Source organism: Okeania hirsuta (assembly GCF_003838195.1).
Taxonomy (GTDB): Bacteria; Cyanobacteriota; Cyanobacteriia; order Cyanobacteriales; family Microcoleaceae; genus Okeania; species Okeania hirsuta.
On record NZ_RCBY01000520.1, the window covers coordinates 1 to 2,068 of the forward strand.

Below are 2,068 nucleotides of genomic sequence, written 5' to 3' on the forward strand. Positions count from 1 at the left end.
TATTTATCGTTTACAACAGGAATTATTTGAAGTAAGAAGTAAGAAGGAAGAAGGAAGAAGTTATTGAATAAGCAAGAAGTTAAAAAATTTCTGGAGTTATTTAATCAAGAGGCAAGAAGGAAGAAGTAAAAAGGAAAAGGTTAAGAAATTTTCTGGATTTTTTTTCATTAGTATATTTATAGAGTTTATCAGGTTACTCAGTTATAGCTGTTTTTCTTCTTTTCTATTCTCTATCCCCTTTTCCCTAAAACTTGCTAATTTTGTACCTCACCATTCTTGAGAATTACGATAGTTTGATTAGTTTAGATTTTGCATATTTTAAGTAAGCAATCGCCAATTTTTTTGAAGGAAGAGAAAAGCAAGAAATTATACTAAATTGATAAATTTTTTCTACAAATATTTGGGTTATTTTTAGTAGTCAATAGTCAGTAGTCAATATAAATAGCTATTATTACAGAAAATTCTATCTGGGTGAGGTACAGTTATGGCAGGCAAGATACCCGCACTACAAAAATAGGTGGCTAATACCAATTTGAAAAAAGAATGCTACAAAAAGGTAGATATCGACCAGGTATGCTTAAAAATAGCTGCTCCAATTCATTTTAGATATTTATATCTATTGTTTTCCCCTTTTTTTTTGATATTTCCTCCTTCTTCCTTCTTCCCTCATCCTTCTTTCGTACGGACCTTGCATGCAACTTCCCTACCATTTGTAACAAACATTTATCAAAATGGTATAATATCTGTACCTGATATATTTGGAATATCCTTTGTGATTTTTTGGCCTTAACAATTCTATTTTCTTGAATAGATATAGTTTTTCTCAGGTTAATGAAGTTCACCTATCTTGATTTCTTTTCTATTCCCTGCTCCCTATTCCCTGTTCCCTAAAGCAAGAGATATTTATCAATCTACTTCCGATAAATTTTCCTCAGATTTATCTATTTCTGAAATCGCTTTATCGTAACGATAGAACTCCGTTCCGCTGTCGCGATCGCGAAGTTCTGGAGATAAATCATCTGGTTCTATTATTGTCTCTTTAATTTTTGGTTTTTGTTGATTAGTTTCATAGTGAGGAGAACCAATTTTTGTCTTTGCTTCTCGCACAAATTTGATTTCTTCAGCTAAGTCAAAAGGGGAAACTTTTTGAGCTTCTCCTTCTCTCATCACTGCTCGACTTGCTGCTGCAATTACAACGTTTAAAATATCACCTCCAGCAAGTTCTTCTGATTCATTTGCTAACCATTCTAGATTCACATCTTCTGTAATTGGTACTTCTTTTGGCAGTAGATATTGCCATAGTTTAATTCGACATTCTTTGTCTGGTAATTCAAATTCAATATGTGCCAAAATTCGGCGCACAAATGCACCATCATAATTCTTGGCGAGGTTAGTGGCAAAAATTACTACTCCATCAAATTTGTCTAACTGAAGTAACATTACAGAGCGACTAACATTAACTCCATGATCGGAACTTTGAGTGACATTCGTTAATCTTTTTCCGAGGATAGAGTCAGCTTCATCAAAGAACAAAACTGAGTCTGTTTCTTTCGCTTTGTCAAAAGCTGCGGTAATATTTTTTGGAGTTTCACCGACATATTTAGACTCAATTTCTGCATAATTAACTTTGATAATTTTTTTGCCTAAAAAGTGAGCGATAGCTTCTGCACAAAATGTTTTACCTGTACCTGGTAATCCGAATAAATTAATTGTGGTACGTTGACCGCGAGGGTCTATACTTTTTAAGTTCCACTGTTCATATAAAGTGTGGTGATATTTAATTCTATTTAGTGCTGTATCAATTCTATTTTTGACGGTTGAGGGAACAATTAGGTCGTCTAAACTTCTCTGAGGATTTTCTGGAATAAACATTTCCATTCTGTTTATTTCAGTTGTTTTTTCAGAGGATTTATTAGTGGAAGTTTGTTCGGGAGGTTGGTTGGAATTTATACTTTTTGTTTCTTCTGTATTTATGACTTTTTTCCATCCTGTAGGCATAAATTAATTCTCCTCAGTTAATCAAAAATATAAGTAGTAGACTGACACGCCTAAAAATGTAGGTTGGGTT

The 2,068-nt window shown here is 33.2% G+C and carries 1 protein-coding gene; it reads right to left on the bottom strand.

Annotation, left to right across the window (positions count from 1 at the left end; all coding sequences use genetic code 11):
• Positions 1–906: 906 nt before the first annotated feature.
• A complete protein-coding gene (locus D5R40_RS32450; RefSeq protein ID WP_124147787.1) occupies positions 907–1,998 on the bottom strand; it encodes an ATP-binding protein in 1,092 nt (363 codons plus the stop codon).
• Positions 1,999–2,068 lie beyond the last annotated feature (70 nt).

Excerpts from the sequence above, each read along its gene's own strand:
- D5R40_RS32450 (WP_124147787.1), bottom strand. The coding sequence starts at position 1,998 with ATGCCTACAGGATGGAAAAAAGTCATAAATACAGAAGAAACAAAAAGT.